Here is a 21,325-nt window from a genome sequence, read left to right on the forward strand (position 1 = left end):
TTGAAGTGTGGTTCAAATCCACCCAGATACGAAAGTATCTGTGGCTCTAGTAATAGAGTAAAATAGCCCGTCATCGCCTGTTCCCACTGTCCATTTTGCTTGCCACGGATAACAAGGAGTTAGAACGTGGCACGTATTAATAAAAAAACAGCATCCACTTTCACCCATGAAGGTGCGAAATCCCCCAACATCAGCCCTTATCTAGAGCTACGCCGGACTATTATGGCTTGTTTGCTCTGGGAGGATGGCTTTTATGAATCCGGTGTATCGGTTGCAGACCGCATCCATGATCTTGCCCATCTCATCAGTGCTCAACAGTTATCTGAACTAGCCATTGAAGCCCGCAATACCCATCATTTGCGTCATGCGCCTTTATTATTGACCCGCGAGCTAGCACGCCATAAAGAGGTTAAGGGTTCCACTCTTGTGGCGAGTACCTTACAACAGGTCATTAACCGTCCTGATGAGCTGGCTGAGTTTTTAGCACTTTATTGGGGTGGGGCTGATCGGCGCAAAACCAAAGAAAAGCTAACCAGACAGGTCAAGCAAGGGCTAGCCGCCGCCTTTACTAAGTTTGATGAATATCAGCTCGCAAAATATAACCGCGATAATGGTATCAAATTGGTGGATGTATTGTTTATGGTGCACGCCAAGCCAAAAGATCAAGATCAGGCTGAACTATGGAAGCGCTTGATTGAGGGAAAACTAGCTGTTCCTGATACCTGGGAGGTACGCCTATCCGGGGGTGAGGATAAGGGTGAAGTATTTACTGATCTATTAAAACGGAACCGCATTGGCTATTTAGCCGCGCTGCGTAATCTGCGTAATATGCAGCAGACGAAGGTTGATAAGCGCCTGATTGCGGATTATTTAATGCAGAATAAGGGTATTAGTCAGATATTACCCTTTCGGTTTATTGCAGCAGCCCGTGCAGTTCCGGCGTGGGAGGATATTATCGAGCCTGCCATGCTCAAGGCTACCGCCAGTATGGAAAAGCTTCCGGGTAAGACTATTATTCTAGTGGATCGCTCCGGTTCTATGGAGGCGCAACTATCCAGCAAATCAGACTTGTCACGCGGTGATGCGGCAGCCGCTTTGGCGGTGTTATTGCGTGAAGTGTGTGAGGAGGTTGAGGTCTGGTGGTTTACAGCAGGCGAGAAAAATAGTGGGTATGTATGGTTGGCACAAACGCCTCCTCGTCGTGGTTTCGCACTGGCAGAGTTACTGCAACCGCTGAATGCAGGTACGGATCTGGGCGGTGCGGTAAAGGCTATGCTGGCAAGGGAGTATGATCGCCTAATCGTCTTGACGGATGAACAATCTAGCACGGATGTTCCCCAGCCCACCTCAGGGCAAAATTATATGATCAATATTGCCAACTATAGAAATGGGGTGGGCTATGGCCAGTGGATTCATATCGATGGATTTTCTGAGTCCATTATCCGGTTTGTGCATACACTAGAGGCTGCCTAAGCCGCTTGGAGTGCTAGCGACTCACAGCTCGCACTCTCTTAGTACTAGTACGCTATCGATAGTGAGAAAACATGATTTTAATAATGGTAAGCCTAGGGTATAGTTAGGCCTACATGGTGCAGCAAGCCGTTATGTCATATGAATGATTATCGTGTTTGTGATTGTTTTTGATTTATCAGCGTGGTGTAGATGACGGTTACTTCATCGGTTTTGGTGGTTCGAATCCACCCAGATACGCAAGTATCTGTAGTCCGTCATCGCCTGTTCCCGCTGTCCATTTTGCTCGCCACGGATAACTATGTGTTAGAATGTAGCACATAATAATAAGCTCCTATGCGCTTTCACCCATGAGGGCGCAAGTGATTCAGTGCTAATACACACTTAATCTATATCTACAGTAAATATAAAAAGAGCCCCATTAACCGATAGATACAGATACGTGATTGATAAAGTCACATGAGAGAGCCGATGAAAGTTCGCCTATAATCTAAGTGTTCTGTTGTTATACTCCCAAATTGATTAAGCTCTCAAACTGTTTACCCGCATTCATTAGGAGTATTCCATGAGTAAATTAGGTCTAATAATAGCTACAGCGGTGCTGTCTTTGTCTACTGTGCTAAATACGACATTAGCCGACAATAAGCCCGTAGTGGTGTCCTCTAAGATTGATACCGAGGGTACTTTATTGGGCAATATGATGATTCTCACCCTTGAAGCCCATGGTATAAAAACCCAAGATAAACTGTCCTTAGGTGGCCTACCGATCATTCGTAGAGCGATTATGAGCAGTGAGATTGACCTAGTTCCCGAATACACCGGCAATGGCGCTTTTATGTTTGATAATCAAAAAGAAGCACCAGAATGGAAAGACCTACAAAAAGGTTGGGAAAAGGTTAAGCAGCTCGATTATGACTCAAATAGACTAGTATGGCTCCCACCGGCTAATGCTAACAATACCTATGCGCTCGCCGTGCGTTCCGATGTCGCTACCCCTAATAATCTCAAAACCATGACAGATTTTGGCAAATGGGTCGCAGGTGGTGGAAATGCTAAACTGATTGCCTCGCAAGAGTTTGTGAATTTTGATGGTGCCTTACCCGCCTTTGAGACGACTTATGAATTTAAACTAAAACCTGAGCAAATGATTGTCGTATCAGGGGGCGATACTGCCAATACCATTAAAGCCGCAGCCGAGCAAACTAATGGTGTTAATACCGCTATGGTCTATGGCACTGACGGCGCGATTGAGCCAGCCGGTTTGGTGGTGATGGAAGATGATAAAAATACCCAAGTAGTCTATGCACCCGCTCCGGTGATTCGTGAAGAAGTATTAAAAAATAACCCCGATATTGCCAAAATATTAGAGCCGGTGTTTCAGTCTTTGGATGCTAGTGTATTGCGCGGTTTGAATGCACGGGTGCAGGTGGATGGTGAGTTACCTAAAGCCGTCGCTGAGTCTTATCTCAAGGAAAAAGGCTTGCTGAAGTAGCTTAGGGATGTTCATGACTCGTATGCTATCCCCTAAGGTCGACCGTGTTACCTTATTACTTGTGAGTGTGGCATGGCTAGTGGCGGTAAGTTTGCCCTTTTTAGTGGTAAAGCCTAACCGGATTGCCGCTGGTAATAGTTATACCCTATTTGAGCTATTGGATCAGCCGGGGAGCGTGGTGCTCATCATGGCTTTAGGCATATGGTCGCTGCTGAGCTTTGTTTCTCCTTGTTTGCTGCGGCGCTTTCTGACCGCAAATATTGCCCTCATGGTCCTAATCATGGGCATGGGTCTAATGGCAACCCAGTTGGCTATTAAGCCAGCGATACGTATTACCCCTGCCAGTGCGTTTTGGATTTTGCTATTGGTATTGAGCCTCTCGGTGACGGATGCCTTGGTGCGTAAGCGGCTGTTAGCGTGGCAGCGCATTGGGGTATTAGTGACCTATCTACTTTTAGGTATTGTCCTGATTCAGTCAGGGCTACTCGATGATCTGGCGGTAATGCGTGAGTTTTATGCGCGTGAACCGCAGTTTTGGTCGGAAGCTTTCCGGCACTTACAACTCACCCTGAGTACTTTGCTGCTGGCTTTACTTATTGGTTTACCACTAGGATTGCTGAGCTTTCAAATACCAAAGTGGCGCAGTGTGGTATTGCAAACCTTGAGCCTAGTGCAAACCATTCCGAGCCTTGCTTTATTTGGCTTATTGATGGCTCCCTTAGGGTGGTTGGCGGCGCATAGTGAGTGGGCGCGGGCATTGGGGGTTAGTGGCATTGGTATGGCTCCGGCTTTGATTGCACTGGTGCTGTATAGTTTGCTCCCGATTGTCACCAATACGGTAGTGGGTTTAGATGGCGTACCGGCAACAGTGCGAGAGGCGGCTCGTGGGATGGGATTAACCCGTCGGCAGCGTTTATGGCAGGTCGAAATGCCCTTAGCCTTTCCGGTGATTCTCACCGGGATTCGGATTGTACTGGTGCAAACCATTGGTTTAGTGACCGTGGCGGCCTTGGTCGGAGGAGGGGGATTAGGGACTTTTGTGTTTCAAGGACTGGGACAAACTTCAACTGATCTAGTCTTAGTGGGGGCATTGCCCATTGTGGCGTTAGCCTTTGTGGCTGCGGTGGTATTAGATGCCATTGCGGAGAGTCTAAAGCCAAAAGAGGAGTGAACCTATGATTTCAATTCGTCAGGTCTCCAAACGTTATCAAGAGACGACGGTGGTCGATCAGGTCTCTATGGAGATTGAGTCGGGCACGATTACGACTATTGTTGGTACTTCTGGTTCGGGCAAGTCGACTTTATTACGCATGATTAATCGCTTAACCGATATGAGTGAGGGCGAGATTTGGATTGAGGGGCGTAATATTATGAGCCAGCCCGCTACCGAATTACGGCGGCGTATGGGCTATGTGATTCAGGGGAATGGCTTATTTCCGCATCGCACTGTCGCGGAAAATATTGCTACCGTGCCTAAATTGCTGCAATGGCAAGCCTCGACGATTCAAGAGCGCGTCTATGAGTTATTGGATTTATTTGATTTAGAACCCAAACAATACGCGCATAAATGGCCGCATCAATTATCCGGTGGACAACAGCAGCGCGTCGGGGTGGCTAGAGCACTCGCCGCCCGCCCGCAATTATTACTCATGGATGAACCCTTTGGTGCCTTAGATCCAGTCATTCGCCATAAAGCCCAAGAGGATTTGCTCACCATTCAACAGCAATTAGGCATTACCATCCTCGTGGTGACGCATGATATGGATGAAGCTTTCTTGCTCGCGGATAAGGTAGCGGTGATGCATGACGGTAAACTATTACAATATGCCGCTCCAGAGGATATTTTAGTCAATCCCTCAGATCCCTTTTGTGTGCAATTGACCGGAACTTCAGACCGCGCCTTAAAACTATTATCCCTCGCCAAAGCCAAAGATCATTTGCAACCAGTGAATGAGGCCATTGAGCTGGATATGCCGGCTGAGGCTTCCTTGCGCGATGTGCTCTCTGAACTCACGTGGCGTGGGGTGCCTATCACCAATATTATTAATGCCCAAGGGCAGCGCATTGGCTCTATCGATTTACCCCAGATCTTAAAAGCAGGGCAGGCTCGATGAATAGAATAGGGGCTTATTGGCCTTGGCTTGTGCGTTTGGTCGTGCTGTTGTTGTTTCTGGCTTTAGTATTCAAACCCTATTGGTTTGAGACTTTATTCGCACCACTCGCTCCTAAGGGGGCGGCGGTTATTTATCCTCAGGATAGTCTCGCCTCTTTGACCGGACAACATTTAGAGCTAGTGCTGGTTTCATTAGTGGTGAGTGCGTTATTAGGCGTGAGTGCAGGCATTGGTGTTACCCGTCCGAGTGGTCTGGAGTTTTTACCCCTCGCGCGTGCAATAGCTAATATTGGGCAAACCTTTCCCCCTGTGGCGGTACTGGCATTAGCGGTTTCAGCCGTGGGCTTTGGTGCTTATCCTACCTTAATTGCCCTAGCACTCTATGGCCTATTACCCATTTTTGAAAATACCGTCGCGGGGGTTAAACAAGTACCTTATGCTGTTTTAGATGCGGCGGATGGTATGGGGATGTCAGCGAGTCAGCGCTTATGGGGGGTAGAATTACCCTTGGCTTTGCCTTTGATTTTGGAGGGTATTAAGGTCGCCACTGTGATTAATATTGGGACAGCTACTATTGGCTCTACGGTTGCGGCTAAGTGTTTGGGCGAGGTGATTATCGCGGGCCTATTAGTCAACAACATGGCCTATGTATTACAAGGCGGATTAATTGTAGGACTCATGGCGGTGTTGATTTATGACTTATTAGGATTAATGCAAAGCTTTTTAGTGCAACGGTTGGGGTTGAGTGCTCAGGTGGCTTAGATGGTCTTGGTTTGCCCTCCGTTTGAGCCGCTTGAGAATTACCTTACTGAGTTGCCGCCTGAAGTGAGTAAATTACTCCTACAGTTAGAGCAGAATATAGGAGTGCAAAAGTCACTACCCCACACTAAAGAGTGTTAGAGTTAATACTCAATAACTAGATGCTAAAAAACCATGAACCTTAAAATCCCCTACGGTGAAAGTAACTTTAAAACCCTAATGACAGAGGGATATATCTATCTCGATAAAACGCATTACATTCCTCTGCTAGAGGATGCAGGTAAGTATTTATTCTTACTCCGTCCCCGTCGTTTTGGCAAAAGTCTTTTTTTGTCGATGTTAGAGTATTACTATGATGTGGCTTATAAGAATGAGTTTAATAGCCTATTTGGGCATTTAGCTATCGGTAAAAAACCAACGCCCTTACATAATAGCTATCCCATACTATTTATGGATTTTAGCGGAATTGATACCGAGGGTGATCATGATGCCATTTTTCAGCGTATCAATGAAAAACTAGATAGTCATCTACAATATTTTTTACGCCGTTATAATTATCCTGAATCCTTTCAAGATGAGGTAAAAGCTAAAACTTCTCCTGCGGCTAAAATGCAGCATCTATTTGATCTAATTGCTGATCAAAAAATTATGCTGCTGATTGACGAATATGACCACTTTGCTAATAGCATTTTGGCGGATGACTTAAAGCTCTTTCAGCGCATTATGGGCAAGGGTGGCTTTGTTCGTAGTTTTTATGAAGTTTTAAAGACCGCTACTCAGCGTGGTATCTTAGATCGGCTCTTTGTGACGGGTGTTACTCCCATGATGCTCGACAGCATGACCAGTGGGTTTAATATTGGGCAAAATCTATCACTACATGAAGCTTTTAATGAAGCGATAGGTTTTACTGAAGGTGAGGTAATCACATTATTAGAGCCTTTGGCAGATCATTGTTCATTAGTATTGGAGAGCTTAATTACCGATACACAGCGTTGGTATAATGGTTATTCCTTTAATTTAAAGGCTCACGAGACCGTATATAATGCCAATATGCTGTTGTATTTTGTTAAGAACTTTGATCAAAAGCGTTGTGAATACCCTGAGCCAATGATGGATGAAAATATTGCCTCGGATTATGGCAAGATTATGAAAATGTTTAGCATTGGCAATCGAGATACTAATTTTGAAGTATTAGATGAATTAATTAATAATGGAGAGGTGCAGGCGCTACAGCAGCGTAAATTTGAATTTGATAAGGGTTTTGATCGAGATGACTTTATTAGTCTATTAGCCTATATGGGATTTATTACCCTAAAGCGTAAAACCTTGGCGAGTGAAGTATTTGGTATACCCAATTACGCGATTCAAGAGTTTTACTTTCACTATTTTAAGGTTGAGTTAGAGCGACGTAATCAATTTAGTATTCCTAATCACCACTTACGCTTAGCAGTAGAGCAATTAGCCTTAAATGCCGATTTTGAGCCGCTATTAGTAGAAATGGTGAGAGCCTTACAATTACTCTCCAATCGTGATGCTATGGGCATGGATGAAAAGCATGTGAAAGTATTATTACTGACTTTGCTTTATCAAACTCAAGTTTACTTCATCCAAAGCGAACGTGAACTCAATCGTAAATACCCTGATATTTTATTATTAGAGCGTAATCCTATTGCTGTGCCTTATCAGCATTTGATTGAGCTTAAATACAGTAAAAAGTCTGACAAAGAATCAGGGTGGCTAGCCAAGAAACAAGAGGGGTTAGAGCAGGTTCAAGGCTATTTACAACTACCTGAAATCGCTAAGCTGGAAAACTTAGCCGCGTGGGTATTAGTCACCGATGGTGAGCGCATCGAGGCGGTTAGGCTATAAGCTTAAAAAATACTCAACAAAATGCTAAACTTTGAGCGTGAGCTGGGCTTTCTGGGTTGGCTGCTTCCGAACCAATAAGGCTGCTCTAAAATCATCCCAGACTAGGCGGCTTATAGCCATACGGCAGTAGATGGGCTATGATGCGCACCGCATAACAATCGACCACAATGATAAGGGGGAAATAATGAAACGTTTTATGAATTATATTTTCGCAACCATGCTGGCATTAGTAGGTATTAATTCTGCAGTGGCAGCGGAAGCGGAAGTAGCACTTGGAGGCATTATGTCTACAAATCCAAAAGTATTACTGGAAACCAGTAAGGGTAATATTACGATTGAACTGGATGCTAAAAATGCACCCATTAGCACGGAAAACTTTTTAGGTTATGTCCGTGATGGTTTTTATAATGGTTTAGTGTTCCATCGTGTCATCCCTAATTTTATGATTCAAGGGGGCGGCATGCATGAAAATATGCACGAAAAAACCACTAAGGCTCCGATCAGAAATGAAGCTAATAATGGCCTGAAAAATATGCGTGGCACTTTAGCGATGGCGCGTACTAGTGTGCCTCATTCTGCTTCTTCACAGTTCTTTATTAATACTAAGGACAATGACTTCCTCAATTTCCGCTCTGAAACACCACAAGGCTGGGGCTATGCGGTATTTGGTAAAGTTGTGTCTGGTATGGATGTAGTTGATGCTATTGAGAAGGTTAAAACCGGATCAAAAGGTCGTCATGAGGATGTGCCTGTTGAGCCAGTCACTATTCTGAAAGCTACTGAAGTTCAGGAGTAACTTCGCATTGCTTTAGTGAGTGAGAGAACGGTTCCTGAGGGGACCGTTTTTGTTTGTAAGTAGTTGAGCCAAAGTAATCGAGTATTTCTTCCACAGTCGCTGTGAATACCTCCCTGTACGCTACAAGGCAGCATCCCTGCTGCCAAGACTGCTCCAGAAATAATCGATTACTTTGTTATACCTACAAGTTAAGGAGGTTATGATGAATACTATTCAAATGGAGCAGCGCACGCTGACGCCCTCTAAGGTCGTGTGTATTGGGCGTAATTATGTCGATCATATTGCTGAGCTGAATAATGAAGTACCGGATGATATGGTGGTTTTTATTAAGCCTAACTCAGCCATTAGCAGCACTCTGAAAGCCTTTCAGCAAGAGCCGATTCATTACGAGGGCGAGCTGTGCTTTGTGTATGAGCAGGGGCGTTTTAGTGCGGTAGGTTTTGGGTTAGATCTGACTAAGCGCGGCTTGCAAAATAAGCTTAAAGCAAAAGGTTTGCCCTGGGAGCGGGCTAAAGCCTTTGATGGTGCAGCTTTATTTAGTGAGTTTGTCGCGATTAGCCCAGAGGATAAGGATTTTACTTTTGAGCTGAGTATTAATGATGAGGTCGTGCAGCAAGGCCATATTGGTTTGATGATTTATAACCCAGAAACGATTCTGGCTCAGTTAAGCACCTTTATTACCCTAAATGAGGGCGATATTGTCATGACGGGGACACCTAAGGGTGTTGGGGAGATTAAAGCTGGTTCTATCTTTAAGGGACAGGTGTCTTTAAAAGGTCAGCTCCTACTTACTCAAGTCTGGCAGGCCGTTTAGCCTGTTTAGGGAGTAGGGAACCCTAGAGGGGGTCTGTGGGTCTTAATAATTTATAATAATCGAAACTAAGAGGTATTGTGATGACTGAGCTAAACCGTTCTACTAAAACCCTATCGCGCCGAGCATTTTTACAGGGAGTATTAGGTGTCGGAGCATCGACGCTCTTAGTCTCCTATCCTGTACTAGCAGAAGAGGCTAAGTCCTTTCCCATTCAAAAAACCGCAGCCGAGTGGAAACAGCAATTAACCTCTGCACAATATGCCGTATTACGTGAGCACGATACCGAGCGCCCCAATACTAGCCCTTTCTTACACGAAAAACGCGCTGGCATTTTCCATTGTGCGGGATGTAATAATGAGCTTTACGATATTGCTACTAAATTTGAAAGCGGCACAGGCTGGCCTAGTTTTTATCAGGCTTTAGATGGAGCGGTAGGTACACAAAGTGATCGCTCGTGGTTTGTCACGCGCACCGAAGTTCATTGTGCTGATTGTGGTGGACATTTAGGGCATATTTTCGATGATGGCCCTGCTCCTACGGGCAAGCGTCATTGTATTAATGGGGTGGCATTAACTTTTCAACCTAAAGCCGCTTAAATCTGCTTTTTTATAAAACTCCTTAAGTAGGTATACCAAAGTAAGCGGGTATTTCTGGAGCAGTCTTGGCGGCAGGGATGCCGCCTTGTAGCGTACAGGGACGTATTCACAGCGGCTGCGGAGGAAATATTCGATTACTTTGGTTCAAGTACTTATATAGTTAAACCCTGATTGCTCTAAACTAAATATAAAGTATTATTAGGGTTTAACTATATCGCTGGCTATTTTCCTTAGTTATTTACCACGCTTTACGCACAAAACTATCCTTAGAAATGAGTTGTTGTTGGGTGAGTTTATCTTTTAGCTCATTCGCAGTAATGGAAGTATCAAAATCACCGATTACTACTCTATATTGATCAGGTTTATCAGGTACTTTTAGATAGTAACTTTGAGCCGTTGTTAGCGAGGGCTGAATTTTATGAATGAGCTTTTCGACTTGGGTTTTGTCAGATAGTGAAGCTATTTGAATAATAAAATGGTTAGGGTTGCTAGATTTATTGGGTTTTGTCGGTGTGGAACTAGGGGGCGGAATGGATTGGATGCTATCCACACGAATAATTAAACTAATAACTTCCGTGCTCCATTGTTTAGGAAGATAGATTATCCCTTTATGAGGCGATATTAATGAGTATGAGGTATTTTTAAGAGCAAGTTTGAGCTTATCACCCTCTGTGATACTCGGCGGCAAGGCTAAACGAAAGACTCCTTGTTGATCGGTGGCAGCACTGATTTTATGGGTATCGATACTAACAGTAATATTAGAAACGGGCTTATCCTCAGTAGTTAAAATTTTTCCTGTCAAAACCACACTAGCTGCTTGGGTAGCAGTAGCTAAGCTAAATCCTAATAGGCTAACAATGAAGGAAAAGAATAGCTTCCTCCATAAATAAAAAGGCATCATATTAAACTCTCTAACTACACACTTACACACGTCCTCCATACTATTCCTTGCAAAGCTTAACTAACCTTAACAAGGTCATAAAGCCCTAAGTATTTGTAAAGAAATGATCTATTAGGCTTAGCACCATCCGATAACGACTAAAACCATGATCACCACCATTAAAAATCAATTGATGACAGTCGCTGTAATAAGCTACCGCTTTTTCCCAGTCCAATACCTCATCGCCTTTTTCCTGCATCATTAAAATATTATCGGGATAGTGCGGAGTAGATAGTTCTAGGGCAATTAATTGATCTAAATGTGCTTGCGTAAAGATATAGGTACTATCGCCATACCATGACTTTTGCAAGGTATTAATAGCCGGTTTTAATAGTTGCGAGGGATTAACGGCGGGATTAATTAAAACAGCTTTGAGATTAAAGCGTGAGACTAATACGGTAGCATAAAACCCACCTAATGAGCTGCCAATTAATACCGGAGGCTCAGGGAGCTGTTCAATAATATGGGTGAGCTGTTGGATTGCCTCATCGGGATAATGGGATAAATCAGGGCAAAGCCAATCAGTCTCGCGACCTTGGGCGGCTAAATAGCGTTTGGTTTCTTGCGCTTTACCGGATTGAGAGGAGGAATTAAAACCATGAATATAGAGCCAGTGCATAAATAACCTCGAATTAGGCATAGGGGCTATTATCATAGGTAAAATGAGGCTGCTAGGAATAGGGGTGTTTCGACTCTTGTGCTGCAACCTGTATACTGTGACACCATAATTTTATGGTTAATTTGCTGGGTAGCAAATTAAGGACGGAGGAATACGGATGGCGATTGTCAAGTCTCAATGGCTGCAGGGGCGAGTAGTACGTCAATACCACTGGAATGAACGTTTGCTTTCCCTATGGATTGAAGTTCCCCAGCAACCTTTTAAAGCGGGACAGTTTGTTAAATTACAACTCCCAATTGAGCAGGAGGGGGAAATAAAGCCTTTGGCTAAATCCTACTCTCTGGTTAACCCGCCCTCCGAAACGACGGTGGCGGAGATTTTCTATAATATTGTGCCGAATGGACGCTTATCACAGGCTTTGGCGCAATTGCAAAGCGGAGATACTATTGAGGTGTCACAGCCAGCCAATGGGTTTTTTGTGCTAGATGAGGTCCCTCAAGCGGAACATTTGTGGATGATTGCCACGGGTACGGGGTTAGGGCCTTATTTATCTATCTTACGCACGGCTGAGGTGTGGCAGCGTTTTAACAAGATCGTATTAGTGCAAAGTGTACCCTTACAGTCCGAGCTGGCTTATAGTGAGTTAATTGCCAACCTTCAAGCACAATACCCTGAGCAATTTAAGTGGGTGAGCAGTGTAACGCGCGAACCTAATCCTGCCGGTTTATCCGAGCGAGTGACCACTGCGTTACAGTCGGGGCGCTTAGAGCAAGTGGCTGGGCTTGAAATAGATCCGGCTAATACCCATGTTATGTTATGTGGGAATCATGCCATGCTAGACGAAATGAAAGCTTTATTAGGTGAGCGCGGCTTGCAGCGTCATCTACGTCATAAGCCGGGGCATATCACAACGGAACAATATTTTTAGTAAACATAAGCATCGAATTATCTGTATAAGGTATGTAAAATCGCCCACCTATACAGGGTTAGATGATAGAGACCGATGAATACCGATTACCTAGATTTCGAGCAGCCCATTGCGGAGCTACAAAACCAAATCGCTAAATTGCGTGATACTACCCATTCTGATTTAAATATCAGTAATGAGGTGGCACTCTTAGAGGAAAAAGCGAGTTCACTCACACGCTCTATCTTTGCCAAACTAACCCCGCGCCAAGTCTCACAAGTCGCCCGTCACCCTAAGCGCCCTTACACGTTAGACCTGATTGATCTCATGTTTACCGATTTTCAGGAGCTGCATGGTGATCGTGCCTTTGCGGATGATAAGGCTATTATTGGTGGACTCGCGCGGTTTAATGGCGAGAGTGTCATGGTGATTGGGCATCAAAAAGGGCGCAATACCAAAGACAATATTATGCGTAACTTCGGTATGCCGCGCCCAGAAGGGTATCGTAAAGCCCTACGCCTAATGCGCATGGCAGAAAAATTTCACTTACCCATTTTCACCTTTATTGATACCGCCGGTGCTTATCCGGGGATTGGTGCCGAGGAGCGTGGGCAAAGTGAAGCGATTGCGCGTAATCTTTATGAAATGGCGCAACTCAAAACCCCGATTATTTGCACCGTAGTCGGTGAGGGTGGTTCGGGTGGAGCTTTAGCCATTGGGGTAGGGGATCGGGTCTTTATGTTGCAATATGCGACCTATTCCGTTATTTCGCCCGAAGGTTGTGCCTCGATCTTATGGAAAACGGCTGAAAAAGCGGCTGAAGCGGCGGATGCGATGAATATTACCGCCGAGCGTTTAAAAGCCTTGGAATTGATTGATGATATTATCCCCGAACCTTTAGGGGCGGCACATCGTAATCATGCGGAGCTGGCTAAGACCCTGAGCGAAGTATTGGATGCCACCCTAAAAGAACTCAAAGCCTTATCTATGGATGAGTTATTAGAGCAGCGTTATCAACGCTTAATGAGCTTTGGACGTTACGAAGAGTAATACATCGGCTCTAGCAGGGGCTTTGGGTGCAGTATTGCAGCAGGCTCCTGTGAGTGGGGTTTGGGTTGCTTATAGTGGGGGCTTGGATTCGCATGTATTGCTGCATTTAGCCGCACAATTTAACCAGCACCACCCAGACCTCCCAGTACGAGCGATTCATATCCACCATCAAATTCAAGCCATTTCAGCACAATGGGTGAAACATTGTGAGCGACAGTGCGAAGTATTAGGTATTCCCCTAGTCGTTCACACACTCACACTCGACCTAGACTCTGGTGAGAGTATTGAAGCGCTAGCACGTACTGGGCGCTATCAAGTCTTTAGCCAACTACTAGAAGCGAATGAAATATTATTCACGGCCCACCATCAAGATGATCAGGCTGAAACCTTATTATTGAATCTATTACGCGGGGCGGGTATGGCAGGTTTAGCGGCTATGCCAGTACAGCGTGCGTTGGGGAAAGGGTATTTAGTGCGCCCCTTATTAGGGTTTGCGCGGGCTGAGTTAGAGCACTATGCCCATACTCATCAGCTTGATTATATTGATGATCCGAGTAATACCGATACTCGTTTCAATCGTAACTTACTGCGCCATCAGGTCATTCCACTCTTAGAGCGGCGTTGGCCTGCGACTAAAGCTCTATTAGCGCGAGCTGCACAGCATCAACAAGAAGCCCTCGCATTAACTCAAACGCTGTTACAAGAACAACTGAAGCAGGTACAAGGCTCTAAGCCTCATACCTTATCAGTGCAGAAATTAGGTAAACATACAGCTCCTTTACAAAAGGCTTTGATTCGTGCATGGCTAGAGCAGCTTGCTTTTTTAATGCCTAGTACGGCTCGTTTAGACAGCATTTTAACCACGGTATTACCGGCTAAAGTGGATGCTAATCCCTTAGTTCAATGGTCTGGTTGTGAGGTGCGCCGCTATCGAGATGATCTCTATGCGTTAAAACCATTGGGTCAACCACGCCATTCTCAAGTTGTATGGACAGGGCAAAATACACTTATTTTTAATGAGTATTTGATTCAACCTGACAGTGTGCAAGCATATTTAACGGCAGCGCAAGAGACACAGACTTTGTTTAAGGTATGTATTCGTCAAGGGGGCGAACGCTTTAAACAGGGTAAACAATGGCTTGATCTAAAAACCTATTGGCAAACCAAGGGAATTCCACCTTGGGAGCGTGAACGTAGGCCGTTGATTTATTTTAAGGGCGAGTTAATCAGCATCCCTGAGGTTGAATTTGACCAGACTTTAGTCTAATAATGATAGGGTGCTGAATAGTGGAGGAGTGTCATAATAATCATTAGAGACCCCACTCCTTAATTATTTAATCTTCTGTAATCTTCCTTATTAACTCACCATTAAAGGAATAATAATGCTGACTTTGAACATCAATGGGGCTAGCAAAGAGCTAGATGTAACCCCCGATATGCCATTGCTGTGGGCTTTACGCGATCATGCTTTACTAACAGGAACTAAATACGGCTGTGGTATGGCGCAATGCGGGGCTTGTACCGTACATGTGGATGGTCAACCGATTCGCTCGTGTATTACTCCCGTGGGTAGTGTAGCTGGTAAAGCGATTACCACGATTGAAGGCGTGCAATCGACGGCGGCTAAAGCAGTACAAGACGCATGGCAGACCTTAAACGTTCCCCAATGCGGCTATTGCCAATCCGGGCAAATCATGTCCGCAGTGGCGCTGCTGGAGAAAAACCCGAAACCCACTGACGTGGATATTGATCAAGCGATGGGGGGGAATATTTGCCGCTGTGCGACCTATCCTCGCATTCGTGCTGCCATTCACCAAGCTGCTAAAACGTTAGGCTAAGGAGTTGAACTATGTCGATTATTAATCTTAGCCGTCGTGAATGGCTGAAATCGAGTGCGGTCGCCGGAGCCGGTTTGACCCTAGGCGTTTATTTTAATCAAGCGCTAGCAGAAGGAGCCGCAGCAACGCCTGCTGCCGCACCTGCAGATGCAGCGCCTGCCGCCGCAGCGGCCTTTGAGCCGAATGCTTTTGTACGTATTGCACCGGATAATACCGTTACCATCATTAGTAAACATCTAGAAATGGGGCAAGGGGTTCATACCGGGCTTGCCACCTTAATTGCCGATGAGCTAGATGCGGATTGGGCACAGGTTAAAGTGGAAGATGCACCTGCTGATAGCCGCTATAATAATCTCTTTATGCCGATGCAGTTGACCGGAGGTAGTACCTCGATTGCTAACTCCTTCATGCAAATGCGTGAAGCGGGTGCTGCTGCTAAGGCGATGTTAGTTGGTGCTGCGGCTGTTTTATGGTCGGTGCCTGTTGGTGAGATTAAAGTCGAAAAAGGTGTGGTCTCCCATGCTGACCATCAGGCTACCTTTGGTGAGCTAGCCAATCTTGCCGCGCAACAGCCTGCTCCTAAAGATATTAAGCTCAAAACCCCGGATCAGTTTATTTATATTGGTAAAAATAATCTTCGTCGCGTGGATGCGCTCGCTAAAACTAATGGTACAGCGCAATACACCCAAGACTTACATCTACCGAATATGCTGGTTGCAGTAGTTGCCCATGCGCCGACCTTTGGTGCCGTGGTGAAGAATGTTGATGTTAGTGCTGCTACAGCCATCAAAGGGGTAGTGGAGGTTATCAACATTGTTAATGCCGTTGCCGTCTTGGCAAATGATTTTTGGAGTGCCAAACAAGGCCGTGATGCGTTAAAAATCGAATGGGACGAAAGCAAAAGCTTTAAATTAAGCAGTGCGGATCAATTAAAGCTTTATCAAGAGCTAGCTTCTAAAAAAGGAGCCGTGGCTAAGCAAACCGGTAATGCTGAGCAAGCGTTATCTCAAGCCGCTCAGGTTCTGACCGCCGCTTATGAGTTCCCATATCTTGCCCATGCTGCCATGGAGCCGATGAACAGCGTGGTGCAGCTTAAAAATGGTACCTGCGAGATATGGAATGGTGATCAGGCACAAACGATTGATCAAATCATGGTCGGTAAACTACTCGGTATAGACCCGAAAAATATCAAGATTAATACCCTATTAGCCGGTGGCTCGTTTGGGCGACGTGGTAATACGAACTCTGACTATATACTAGAAGCCGTGCGGATTGCCCAAATCTCTAAACGTGAGGTGCCGATTAAACTGGTCTGGACACGTGAAGATGATATGAGAGCAGGTTATTACCGTCCGTATTTCTATCATGTACTTAAGGCTGGGTTAGATAAAGACGGGCAATTGATTGCGTGGCAACAGCGTGTTATCGGGCAGTCGATTGTGGCGAATACCATGCTGGCAGGTATGGCGCAAAATGGTATTGATCCTACCTCTGTTGAAGGCTCAGGGGGCGGCTATGCTATTCCTAATATCGATATTGAGCTGCATACCACTGAGCTAGGAGTTCCCGTGCAATGGTGGCGCTCGGTAGGACATACGCATACAGGGTATGCAACCGAAGTGTTTATTGATGAATTAGCTGTTGCTGCCAAACAAGATCCGTATCAATTTAGAGCGAACTTGTTAGCGAATCAGCCTCGTTTATTAGGTGTATTAAAATTAGCCGCAGAAAAAGCAGGCTGGGGTACACCACTAGAAGGTAAGCGTGGACGCGGTATTGCGGTCGTGGAGTCTTTCAATAGTTATGTAGCCGAAGTCGCTGAAGTCACCGTGCGTGATGATGGGACTTACACGGTAGATCGTGTGGTGGTTGCGGTGGACTGTGGTTGGGCCATCAATCCTGATGTGGTCTATGCGCAAATGAGCGGTGGGGTAGGCTTTGGTTTATCAGCGGCGTTAAGTGGAAAAATCACCTTGAAAGAGGGCAAAGTAGAGCAATCTAATTTCCATGATTACACCATATTACGCATTAATCAAATGCCTAAAGTAGAAGTGCATATTGTGCAATCTGCCGAGAAGCCCACGGGTGTGGGTGAGCCAGGCGTTCCGCCTATTGCTCCGGCGGTTGCGAATGCATTAAGTGCGGTGACGGGTAAACGTTACTACACCTTACCTTTACCGAATCAGGTGTAAGTGTGGCACATAGCGATTTAGTATTATTACAAACCGCTAAGCAGTGGCTAAGAGAGGGCAAACAACCTTTATTAGTCACTGTCGTGCAAACTGCAGGCTCAGCCCCTCGCCCCGTGGGGGCGCTGATGCTAATAACAGCGGATGGCTTGCTGCAAGGCTCGGTATCCGGTGGTTGTGTTGAGCAGGATTTATTAGAGCGCTGTGCTCAAGGGGAATGGTCGCATTTAACACAAGCACAATTATTGCTGTATGGTGCAACTCAAGAGGAAGCAAGGCGCTTTCAATTACCTTGTGGTACTGAGCTAAAGCTGATTATTGAACCCTTCGCTGCCGAGCAAATTGCATTACTCGAACCTACCTTACTCGCAGGTAAGCGTCTAGAGCGCCGCATTAATCTAGAGTCTCATACGATTCAAGTGCAGCCTACCCAGTTAGCTGAGCATATTCAGTGGGATGGGGTTAGCTTTACACGGGTATGGGGTAGTACGTGGACAGCGTTACTGATTGGTGCGAATGATCTAGCTCAAGCCGTGGCACAAATGGGGTTGTTACTGGATTATGATATTTTAGTGTGTGATCCGCGTGTGGAGTATTCTAGCCAATGGTCAGTACCGAATACGACCTTAGTAACCGCTATGCCAGACGATGCAGTATTAAGCCTAAAAGAGCGTATAGGGTGTAGTTGTATCCTAGCTCTCACGCATGATCCTAAGTTAGACGATATGGCGTTAATGGAAGCACTCAATACCGAGGCTTTTTATATCGGTGCTTTGGGTTCAAAAGCCGCAAGTAATAACCGCCGTGAGCGCTTAAAACAAATGGATTTAAGCCCTGATGCGATTGCTAAACTGCATGCACCGATTGGTTTGCCGATTGGCAGTAGAACACCTGCTGAAATTGCAGTTGCGATTTGGGGGCATATAACGCAGCTACGGCGTAAATCGGTTTAAAAATAAAATCTTATTAGCCTGCTAGAAGTGGAGATAAATACTCCCGTCTAGCAGATTGTTTTAAGATTATTAACTATCATCAAACTCATTAGTATCGAATTTGAGCGTATTACAGTTTTCTTTAATAGTTTGCTGTAACGCAGTATCAAAACCATTAGGGCTATCCGCACGAATTTCTACTACTATATTCAATTGAGTATTAGGGCGAGTAGTAAATTGCTCCACAACTTCCTCTATAATTTGTGCAAATTTCATTTTTGCAGTGAGAGGGTCAATTTGAATCGAGCCATAAAACGTCTTTTTACTCGAGACCGTTGGAGTCGTATCGCTAGGTAAGTTTACAGTGTTTGTTTTAGATGTGGATTGAGTAGATTCTGGTGTATAAGGTTTGACATTTTCCGTAACAACAGAGGGCTTACTCGCTGCAAGATAGGCAGCAGCAGCGTTTTGTTCAATGAAAAGGGATTCGGAGTCTATAGAAACAATAGCAGGTTTACCAAACGCGAAACCTATATATTTGTCTCCATTCTTACCGGCGGCAAATGCGAAGTAATCCTCACTAGTTAAACCTTTACTAATTGTATCCTTTAATACCTGATCATTACCTAAGCGTGGCATAAATAAATAATGACAACAATCTTGCCAAACCTTTTGTACACTAATCTCGGTATGACCATCCTTGAAATACCACTGTTTTAATAGTTTCTGTAAATGAATAGGACTCCACTCGGTAATAAGCCATTCTTCATCACGTAGCTTACTTTCTATCTCAGCCATTAGATTCATGGTATTAGAGGTAATAGCGACGACCTCCCAGATAATCTCTTGCTTACTTCTGGTCATATCTTGGGTCGGGCAGAGTAACCATTTATAGGTATCTTTGGTGAGTTGCGTCAACACTTGCTCGGCGGAGTCTTTATTTTTACGAGCTTGTTTGGCTTGGAATAAGTCTAAGTTGAGTTTGCCCTCATCAATATCTTGAATAATGCTTTTCCATGCTAAATAGGTGCGAGCCTGATCTTTTAAGTTTAAAAATACGTCGTGATCAGCCGCTAAAAAGATCAAGCGATTTTGCTTCTGGCGTGGTTGCTCTCCCCGTTTTTGTAAAACTTCCAACGCAGCTACTTCAGCACTTTTTTCATTGCGACTATAAGTAGCAGGAGGTGCTAACACGACTAGGCGAATACCAGTCCCATATTCATCAGGCACATCGGACGAGGGTGTGAAAATATGTACACCTGCGAGGCCATATTTGTTGGAAAATTTGAGTAGACGATTAACTTGCTCTTTAATGAGAGGAATAACACTTTCTCGTTCACTTAGATTTTGCCGCCGACTTTCCATTTCTCGGCGTAAATTAGGGCGAGTATCCAGCCAAAAACGCTCTTGATCGGCAAATAAATAGTGTAAACGATCGCGTAAACGTTTCAAAACATCTTCAAAAATACCTAATGTTTGGCCGGGCTGTACCGAACCTAATAAAATATGTTCAGTAGCTAAACCGCGAATCGCTTGATGGCTGACAGTAGGAGCGCTGCCTAAAAAAATAGTACGCATCGTTCGACGTGCTGCTTGTACACTGCCAAAGCGTGTGTCGTGCCCATCAATGTTGCTAGGTTCAGAGCGTACTCCATCCACTTCTTTCTCTACGACAGGCTCCCAACCTTGGGGTAAGTAATGCAAGCTTTTGTTACGTGTATTACTGTCATCTAAGGGTAATGAGCCGGGCATAATCAGCGCATCACGATTATCAGAGTTCCATAAGCGATGAATCACAATCGCCAGATATTGTAATACGCCACGAGTCCGCTGGAATTTTTCTAAGGTCGACCAATCTTCATAAAGTCGATCAAAAATCTCTGGATGAATAGGGTAAGATTGGCATAAACGCTCAAAATACACGTTGGATTGCGTTTCTAGCGGGAATTTACTGCTATGGGCACGATAAAAATCATGGAATTGGCGGCTAATTCCTTCGACTTCTGCGGGTTCACCAGCGTGTTGAAATAAACGCCGCCGTACAATTTCAAAGGCTTCTGTGGTTGCTACGGGTTTCCAGACTGACTCCACCCGACCAAAATATTTTTCTAATGCAGTTAATGCTTTTTGCCCCATAGAGCCACCTGCTTCGACATCCGATTCGGGCAATGAGGCGAGCAAAATAGCGTTAGGTACGGTTTTAACGGCTTCGGTTAGGGCTTGAATAAAGGATAAATTAGAGTCAAATGTTCCTGCAGGATAGCTTTTCCCTGGCTCAAATTGACGCAAAAAGGCGGTTAATTCATCCACTAAGATCACGCAAGGTGCAGCTTTTTCTAGAAGCTCTACTAAAACGGCTTTGCCGGGTGAGGTGCCGGTTTCATGAGCGGCTTGTACCATCGCTAGGCCATCATCACCTAATAATTGCCAAGCAAGCTCACCCCATAAGGTCGTTACCTTTTGCTCATGTTTATGATTTTTTTTAATTTGAGCTTCGCTGGGTGAAATATTGATACCATCAATCACGGCAACTTTGGCACGAGGTAGCTCGTGAATTCCGGCTTGATCTAAAATAGGGGGAATGCCCTCTAATAGGTGAGGACTCACCGAGCGAGAGGCTAGGTGATATACCGCTAGCATGGTGTGGGTTTTACCACCACCAAAGGCAGTTTGTAATTGAATAACAGGATCACCGCCTTGTCCAGCCAAACGTTTAGCCACAGAAATCAGCAATAGGCGCATGCCTTCGGTGATATAAGTCCGCGCAAAAAATTGCTGGGCATCTCTATATTCATCAGAGCCAGAGCCTTTGTTTTGAGCTACTTGGGTTATATCTGCGGCAAATTCAGACTCAGCAAATTTACCCTCTAAAATATCTTTATGGGGACGTGCAATTTCACGCCAAGGTTTAAGGCTCATGGTTGGCTCCTGCTTGCCAATT

General features: G+C 45.0%; 18 protein-coding genes. 15 read left to right on the forward strand and 3 right to left on the reverse strand.

Annotation, left to right across the window (positions count from 1 at the left end; genetic code table 11):
* Nucleotides 1-126: 126 nt before the first annotated feature.
* The 9 genes from A3IK_RS0102760 to msrB all read left to right on the forward strand — a co-directional run bounded on the left by A3IK_RS0102760 (nucleotide 127) and on the right by msrB (nucleotide 9,909).
* The gene (locus A3IK_RS0102760) at nucleotides 127-1,473 is read left to right on the forward strand and encodes a TROVE domain-containing protein (RefSeq protein WP_020558439.1); all 1,347 of its coding nucleotides are present in this window, start codon (nucleotides 127-129) and stop codon (nucleotides 1,471-1,473) included.
* 562 nt (nucleotides 1,474-2,035) lie between these two features.
* Nucleotides 2,036-2,962, forward strand: coding sequence for a glycine betaine ABC transporter substrate-binding protein OsmF (gene osmF / locus A3IK_RS0102770; RefSeq protein ID WP_020558441.1), 927 nt, complete (start codon nucleotides 2,036-2,038; stop codon nucleotides 2,960-2,962).
* Between the two features lie 13 nt (nucleotides 2,963-2,975).
* Nucleotides 2,976-4,133 carry an ABC transporter permease gene (locus tag A3IK_RS0102775; protein WP_020558442.1) on the forward strand — a complete coding sequence of 386 codons (1,158 nt, stop codon included), beginning with the start codon at nucleotides 2,976-2,978 and terminating at the stop codon, nucleotides 4,131-4,133.
* 4 nt (nucleotides 4,134-4,137) lie between these two features.
* On the forward strand, nucleotides 4,138-5,076 hold the full coding sequence (locus tag A3IK_RS0102780; protein WP_020558443.1) for an ABC transporter ATP-binding protein: 939 nt from the start codon (nucleotides 4,138-4,140) through the stop codon (nucleotides 5,074-5,076).
* Complete coding sequence (locus tag A3IK_RS0102785) at nucleotides 5,073-5,837, forward strand: ABC transporter permease (RefSeq protein WP_020558444.1); 765 nt, start codon at nucleotides 5,073-5,075, stop codon at nucleotides 5,835-5,837. The genes A3IK_RS0102780 and A3IK_RS0102785 overlap by 4 nt, the downstream gene beginning before the upstream one ends.
* A 171-nt stretch (nucleotides 5,838-6,008) precedes the next feature.
* Nucleotides 6,009-7,703 carry an AAA family ATPase gene (locus tag A3IK_RS0102795; protein ID WP_020558446.1) on the forward strand — a complete coding sequence of 565 codons (1,695 nt, stop codon included), beginning with the start codon at nucleotides 6,009-6,011 and terminating at the stop codon, nucleotides 7,701-7,703.
* Between the two features lie 184 nt (nucleotides 7,704-7,887).
* Nucleotides 7,888-8,499, forward strand: a complete 612-nt coding sequence (locus tag A3IK_RS0102800; RefSeq protein ID WP_020558447.1) for a peptidylprolyl isomerase — start codon at nucleotides 7,888-7,890, stop codon at nucleotides 8,497-8,499.
* A gap of 202 nt (nucleotides 8,500-8,701) precedes the next feature.
* Entirely contained in the window at nucleotides 8,702-9,313 is a 612-nt protein-coding gene (locus tag A3IK_RS0102805; protein ID WP_020558448.1) for a fumarylacetoacetate hydrolase family protein, read from the forward strand.
* A gap of 80 nt (nucleotides 9,314-9,393) precedes the next feature.
* On the forward strand, nucleotides 9,394-9,909 hold the full coding sequence (gene msrB / locus A3IK_RS0102810; protein ID WP_020558449.1) for a peptide-methionine (R)-S-oxide reductase MsrB: 516 nt from the start codon (nucleotides 9,394-9,396) through the stop codon (nucleotides 9,907-9,909).
* Between the two features lie 238 nt (nucleotides 9,910-10,147).
* Here msrB and A3IK_RS0102815 read toward each other — a convergent pair whose 3' ends face one another.
* Nucleotides 10,148-10,810 (reverse strand): SPOR domain-containing protein, encoded by a 663-nt coding sequence (locus A3IK_RS0102815; RefSeq protein WP_020558450.1) that lies wholly within the window; start codon nucleotides 10,808-10,810, stop codon nucleotides 10,148-10,150.
* Nucleotides 10,811-10,895: 85 nt separating this feature from the next.
* Nucleotides 10,896-11,468 (reverse strand): YqiA/YcfP family alpha/beta fold hydrolase, encoded by a 573-nt coding sequence (locus A3IK_RS0102820; RefSeq protein ID WP_020558451.1) that lies wholly within the window; start codon nucleotides 11,466-11,468, stop codon nucleotides 10,896-10,898.
* Between the two features lie 157 nt (nucleotides 11,469-11,625).
* On the opposite strand from A3IK_RS0102820, the gene A3IK_RS0102825 reads away from it, so the two are divergent.
* The 6 genes from A3IK_RS0102825 to A3IK_RS18290 all read left to right on the forward strand — a co-directional run bounded on the left by A3IK_RS0102825 (nucleotide 11,626) and on the right by A3IK_RS18290 (nucleotide 18,405).
* Complete coding sequence (locus A3IK_RS0102825; protein WP_020558452.1) at nucleotides 11,626-12,396, forward strand: ferredoxin--NADP reductase; 771 nt, start codon at nucleotides 11,626-11,628, stop codon at nucleotides 12,394-12,396.
* Between the two features lie 75 nt (nucleotides 12,397-12,471).
* Nucleotides 12,472-13,425, forward strand: coding sequence for an acetyl-CoA carboxylase carboxyltransferase subunit alpha (locus A3IK_RS0102830; RefSeq protein WP_020558453.1), 954 nt, complete (start codon nucleotides 12,472-12,474; stop codon nucleotides 13,423-13,425).
* Nucleotides 13,406-14,692, forward strand: a complete 1,287-nt coding sequence (gene tilS, locus A3IK_RS18285; RefSeq protein ID WP_083915651.1) for a tRNA lysidine(34) synthetase TilS — start codon at nucleotides 13,406-13,408, stop codon at nucleotides 14,690-14,692. Before A3IK_RS0102830 ends, tilS begins: the two co-directional genes overlap by 20 nt.
* Nucleotides 14,693-14,807: 115 nt before the next feature.
* On the forward strand, nucleotides 14,808-15,263 hold the full coding sequence (locus A3IK_RS0102840) for a 2Fe-2S iron-sulfur cluster-binding protein (protein WP_020558455.1): 456 nt from the start codon (nucleotides 14,808-14,810) through the stop codon (nucleotides 15,261-15,263).
* 11 nt (nucleotides 15,264-15,274) lie between these two features.
* Nucleotides 15,275-17,455 (forward strand): xanthine dehydrogenase family protein molybdopterin-binding subunit, encoded by a 2,181-nt coding sequence (locus tag A3IK_RS0102845; protein ID WP_020558456.1) that lies wholly within the window; start codon nucleotides 15,275-15,277, stop codon nucleotides 17,453-17,455.
* 2 nt (nucleotides 17,456-17,457) lie between these two features.
* Nucleotides 17,458-18,405, forward strand: a complete 948-nt coding sequence (locus A3IK_RS18290) for an XdhC family protein (RefSeq protein WP_020558457.1) — start codon at nucleotides 17,458-17,460, stop codon at nucleotides 18,403-18,405.
* 69 nt (nucleotides 18,406-18,474) lie between these two features.
* Here A3IK_RS18290 and A3IK_RS0102855 read toward each other — a convergent pair whose 3' ends face one another.
* Nucleotides 18,475-21,303 carry an ATP-binding protein gene (locus A3IK_RS0102855; RefSeq protein ID WP_020558458.1) on the reverse strand — a complete coding sequence of 943 codons (2,829 nt, stop codon included), beginning with the start codon at nucleotides 21,301-21,303 and terminating at the stop codon, nucleotides 18,475-18,477.
* Nucleotides 21,304-21,325 lie beyond the last annotated feature (22 nt).

Origin of the sequence: Thiofilum flexile DSM 14609 (assembly GCF_000380185.1) — a bacterium.
GTDB classification, from domain to species: domain Bacteria; phylum Pseudomonadota; class Gammaproteobacteria; order Thiotrichales; family Thiotrichaceae; genus Thiofilum; species Thiofilum flexile.

Bases quoted from the DNA above. Each gene is read 5' to 3' on its own strand.
- A3IK_RS0102815 (WP_020558450.1), bottom strand. From the start codon at position 10,810: ATGATGCCTTTTTATTTATGGAGGAAGCTATTCTTTTCCTTCATTGTT.
- A3IK_RS0102855 (WP_020558458.1), bottom strand. From the start codon at position 21,303: ATGAGCCTTAAACCTTGGCGTGAAATTGCACGTCCCCATAAAGATATT.
- msrB (WP_020558449.1), top strand. From the start codon at position 9,394: ATGACTGAGCTAAACCGTTCTACTAAAACCCTATCGCGCCGAGCATTT.
- A3IK_RS0102805 (WP_020558448.1), top strand. From the start codon at position 8,702: ATGAATACTATTCAAATGGAGCAGCGCACGCTGACGCCCTCTAAGGTC.
- A3IK_RS0102775 (WP_020558442.1), top strand. From the start codon at position 2,976: ATGACTCGTATGCTATCCCCTAAGGTCGACCGTGTTACCTTATTACTT.
- A3IK_RS0102780 (WP_020558443.1), top strand. From the start codon at position 4,138: ATGATTTCAATTCGTCAGGTCTCCAAACGTTATCAAGAGACGACGGTG.
- A3IK_RS0102845 (WP_020558456.1), top strand. From the start codon at position 15,275: ATGTCGATTATTAATCTTAGCCGTCGTGAATGGCTGAAATCGAGTGCG.
- osmF (WP_020558441.1), top strand. From the start codon at position 2,036: ATGAGTAAATTAGGTCTAATAATAGCTACAGCGGTGCTGTCTTTGTCT.
- A3IK_RS0102800 (WP_020558447.1), top strand. From the start codon at position 7,888: ATGAAACGTTTTATGAATTATATTTTCGCAACCATGCTGGCATTAGTA.
- A3IK_RS0102840 (WP_020558455.1), top strand. From the start codon at position 14,808: ATGCTGACTTTGAACATCAATGGGGCTAGCAAAGAGCTAGATGTAACC.
- A3IK_RS0102795 (WP_020558446.1), top strand. From the start codon at position 6,009: ATGAACCTTAAAATCCCCTACGGTGAAAGTAACTTTAAAACCCTAATG.
- A3IK_RS0102830 (WP_020558453.1), top strand. From the start codon at position 12,472: ATGAATACCGATTACCTAGATTTCGAGCAGCCCATTGCGGAGCTACAA.
- A3IK_RS0102820 (WP_020558451.1), bottom strand. From the start codon at position 11,468: ATGCACTGGCTCTATATTCATGGTTTTAATTCCTCCTCTCAATCCGGT.
- A3IK_RS0102785 (WP_020558444.1), top strand. From the start codon at position 5,073: ATGAATAGAATAGGGGCTTATTGGCCTTGGCTTGTGCGTTTGGTCGTG.
- A3IK_RS0102825 (WP_020558452.1), top strand. From the start codon at position 11,626: ATGGCGATTGTCAAGTCTCAATGGCTGCAGGGGCGAGTAGTACGTCAA.